This window comes from Bacteroidia bacterium (genome assembly GCA_025056095.1).
In the GTDB taxonomy this organism is placed as follows: domain Bacteria; phylum Bacteroidota; class Bacteroidia; order JANWVE01; family JANWVE01; genus JANWVE01.
The window spans coordinates 1-4,741 of record JANWVW010000218.1 but is presented as its reverse complement, the minus strand read 5'-3'; the positions used below and the strand labels follow the sequence as shown (position 1 = coordinate 4,741).

The window sequence follows — 4,741 nt, the reverse complement described above, 5'->3', positions numbered from 1 at the left end:
GAGCATGCCGTTAGGCAGTGCGAAGCGTTAGCGAAGCACCGAAGCGAAGCGCAGTGCGGAATGCCCCGACCCTTGCGCAGCAAGGGGCACGCCCAAAAAGAAAACTTTTTCATAAAAAATTCCTTAAAGATTTTTCTTTTTGAAAAAATGGATTTTTAGCACTTAATTTGTTGACAAAGGCTGGTTTTCATTTTACCTTTGTAAAACTATACTAAATTGCAGTTGTATGTCCATGTTTAGTAACCTTACAGATAAACTTGAAAGTGCTTTAAGAACCTTACGCGGACACGGAAAAATTACCGAAATCAATATTGCAGAAACTATGCGTGAGGTCAGGCGAGCGTTACTAGATGCCGATGTCAACTATAAGGTAGCTAAAGCTTTTTGCGATACTGTAAAAGAAAAAGCATTAGGACAAAATATACTCATCAACATAGAACCAGGCAAATTGATGGTCAAAATCTGCTACGACGAACTAACCGCACTTATGGGCGGAAGTAAAGCAGATATAAACTTCGCATCTACTCCTCCGACTGTCATTCTTATGTCTGGTTTGCAAGGTTCAGGTAAGACCACTTTTTCAGGTAAATTGGCAAACTTTCTGAAGACAAAACGAAATAAAAAACCTTTACTCGTGGCTTGCGATGTCTACAGACCTGCCGCAATTGATCAACTTAAAACACTCGGACAACAAATTAACGTAGAAGTATATGCTGAAAATGATGTCAAAGATGCCGTAGGTATCGCTCAAAGAGCTGTAGAATATGGAAAATCCAAAGGCTATGATACAATTATAATTGACACTGCGGGTAGATTGGCGATAGATGAACAAATGATGAATGAAATTGCGGCTATCAAAGAAGCTGTAAAACCTCATGAAATTCTGTTTGTTGTAGATGCAATGACAGGACAAGATGCGGTCAATACTGCCCAAGCTTTTAATCAAGTTTTGGACTTTCATGGAGTTGTGCTAACTAAGTTAGATGGCGATACTCGTGGGGGCGCAGCTTTATCGATTAAGGCAGTGGTCAACAAGCCGATAAAATACATAGGTATCGGCGAAAAAATGGATGCTATTGATGAGTTTCATCCTGACCGCATGGCAAGCCGCATTTTAGGCATGGGCGACATTGTTAAGTTTGTAGAAAAGGTACAAGAACAATACGATGAAAAAGAAGCACGGCGCTTACAACAAAAGCTGCGCAAAAATGAATTCAACTTTGAGGATTTTATGATTCAGTTGCAGCAGATTAAAAAAATGGGTTCTATCAAAGATTTGATTGGGATGCTGCCTGGTATCAACAGAGCACTAAAAGATGTGGAAATTGATGAGAATGCTTTTAAACATATTGAAGCTATTATTAACTCAATGACTATAAAAGAACGTAGGAACCCTGAAATTATCAACGGTAGTCGTAGAAGGCGTATTGCACAAGGTAGCGGTACCACAGTACAACAAGTAAATCAGCTTTTAAAGCAGTTTGAGGAGATGCGCAAAATGATGAAAACTATGATGAAACTAAATTCCGCAGGACGATCACTTAAAGGGCTACCTTTCGGTAAAAGATAGTAGAGTTCTACAAGAGCAGAAAAATTAGACTAAAAAAGATTCGTTAGTTAGATTAGAAATGTTTTTTCGTTATGTCTAAAAAATGTATTTTAGTAACATGAAATACAAGCTGTATTGCGTTTATTTAGTTTTTTTCTGCAAAGCTCTATATGCCCAAGTATCTGATGATTTTAGCGATGGTAACTTTACCTCCTCGCCTGCATGGGTAGGTGATGTAGGAAATTTTATTGTCAATTCCAGCTTTCAATTGCAAAGTAATGCTAGTACAGCAGGAAGTTCCTCATTAGCTACTGCGAATACCTCAATTAACAATACAGAATGGAATGTATGGATCCGTTTTGCTTTTTCGCCCAGCACCTCAAATTTTTGTCGTTTTTACCTTGTTTCTAATCAATCTGACCTAAAAACGCCACTTAACGGCTATTATGTACAACTTGGCGGTAGCACAGGTAGCACCGATACCATTTCTCTATACAGACAAACAGGTTCTATACGCACGCGCATCATTGCAGGCATACCAGGTACCGTAGCTAAAAGCAACAACCTTGTCCGATTAAAAGTTACACGTGATAATATCGGTAATTGGGAACTTTTAGCCGATACCACAGGTACAGGCGCTTATTTTGTTTCACAAGGTACAGCATTCGATAATACACATACTACTACTAGCTATGTAGGTTGGTATTGCCAATATACTATATCCAACGCAACCAAATTTTACCTTGATGACCTTTATGTAGGTCCAATTATTGTGGACACTACTCCACCTGAACTACTCTCTGCAACTGTTGTAAGCCCTACCGAAATAGATTTGCTATTTAATGAAAACCTTAAAAGTAGTACAACAAATGTACCTACAAACTACTCCATTAGTGGAGGAATTGGTACACCTGCATCAGCAAATTTAGATTTCATAAACCCTAAGTTAGTACACTTAACGTTATCTAGCCCCTTAACGCCAAACGTTACCTATACTGTAACTTGTTCTAACATTCAGGATTTAGCAGGGAATACCATTGGGGCAAGCAATTCGGCAAATTTTATGTACGTTGTACCTGAGTTACATGACGTTATTATCACGGAGATTATGGCGGACCCAGACCCACCTGTGGGGCTTCCAAATGCGGAGTACGTGGAGATATTTAACCGTTCTACAAAGACCTTTAACCTTGCAGGGTGGAAGTTTTCAGACAATACAAGTACGGTTACTTTGTCGGCTTACACGCTTTCCGCAGGACAGCGCTTAATTTTATGCAGTCCTACCAACGTTACTGCACTTTCTGTTTTTGGTAGCACTTTGGGTGTAAGTTCTTTTCCAAGTTTGAACAACACAGGTGAAACTTTGACTCTACGCGATAACAATGGGAACATTATCCATAGAGTTACTTACAGTGATAGTTGGTATAAAAATGATGCAAAAAAGAATGGCGGTTACAGTTTAGAGATGATAGACACGAACTTTCCTTGTGTAGGTTTTGCGAATTGGATAGCGTCTACGCATGCACAAGGGGGAACGCCGGGACAAATCAACAGTGTTAATGCACCTAACCCTGATAATACGGCACCCAACGTAAGCCAAGTTACTCCCTTAGGTTTGAATATTTTAGAAGTATTGTTTAATGAACCTTTGGATAGTATCACGGCAATCAGTAATATTCATTATTTTGTCAATTTAGGCATAGGTAGCCCAAGTTCAGTAGCCATAGATGCAAATTTGACCCTAGTTACTCTTACTTTCAGTACTCCTTTGGATAGTACTAAAACATACCAATTGACTGTAAATAATGTCAAAGATTGTTCAGGCAATATTTCTACACAAACAATTACATTTGAATTTCCTCGTACTGCGCAGTTGTATGATGTAATTATTTCAGAATTTATGGCAGACCCTACACCTGTGGTTGCCCTTCCAAATGCTGAATATATTGAAATAAAAAATCGCTCTAACAAGACTTTTAATTTAGCAGGTTGGAGAATTAGCAATGACAACAATACAGCTATTTTACCTAATTATATTCTCAAACCTGATTCTTTCTTAATCCTCACTTCTACAACGAACGCGCCTTTATTAAGTAGCTATGGCTCTGTATTAGGAGTAAGCAGCTTTCCTAGCATCAGCAATGATGGTGAGTTGATTACTATTAAAAACAATAAGGGCGCTATCATTCACAAGGTAAATTTTACTTTGGATTGGTATAAAGATGAGGTAAAGAAAAATGGGGGATATAGTTTAGAAATGGTAGACGAAAATACCCCTTGTCGTGGAGGGGATAATTGGCGTGCTAGCGTAGATCCCAAAGGTGGAACACCAGGTAAAATAAACAGTGTAGCAACAAACAGCCCTGATACCCAAGTACCTAAAATTACATTCTTTGGCGTTATTAACCCGAATACTTTAGAAATTCAGTTCAATGAACCCCTAGATAGTGCTTTATCCATTAACAGTACATTTTACAATGTCAACAATGGCATAGGCAATCCTATCAGTGTGTCTATTGACTCGCCTGCTTTGCAGAAAGTTACGCTTACTTTTGCCACACCTTTGGATAGTTTGCAGAGTTACGAATTAGTGGTCAACGGGGCAAGAGATTGTAGCGGTAATATAGTGCAGGATACGCTTACGGTGCTTATTCCACGTACAGCAGTAGCAGGGGATATTCTTATCAATGAAATACTGTTTAATCCTTACACAAACGGTTCGGATTATGTGGAGATATACAACCATTCCGACAAAGCCATTGACCTTAAAAACTGGAAAATTGCTGAATTAGCAATGGATAAAGACAGTGTCTATAATGCTAAAACCATTACTACACAAAGTCGTATTTTGTTACCGCAGCAGTATTTTTGTATGAGTGCAGATGTTGATTTTATTAAAGCCCGATACAAGGTAAAAAATCCTGATGCTTTATTCAAGATGGCTTCATTTCCTACGTATGATGACAATAAAGGCGGATGTGCGATTATAAGCAATAAAGGCACTTGGATAGACACCTTACGTTATTACAAAGATTGGCATGTTCCAACTTTGGTTAGTCAGGATGGTGTAGCCTTAGAAAGGTTAAGTTTTTCAGAACGAACGAATAGCAAAGATAATTGGCACAGTGCGGCATCTACGGCAGGTTTTGGCACTCCAGGTTATGAAAATAGTCAGCGAGTATTAGTCAATGA

2 protein-coding genes are annotated in these 4,741 nt (G+C 38.7%); both read left to right on the top strand.

From position 1 onward, the window contains the following. Nucleotides 1–232: 232 nt before the first annotated feature. The gene (ffh, locus tag NZ519_12255; GenBank protein MCS7029526.1) at nt 233–1,570 is read left to right on the top strand and encodes a signal recognition particle protein; all 1,338 of its coding nucleotides are present in this window, start codon (nt 233–235) and stop codon (nt 1,568–1,570) included. Nucleotides 1,571–1,667: 97 nt separating this feature from the next. After that, nucleotides 1,668–4,741, top strand: a 3,074-nt coding sequence (locus tag NZ519_12250; protein MCS7029525.1) for a lamin tail domain-containing protein, incomplete at its 3' end; no start/stop codon positions are given.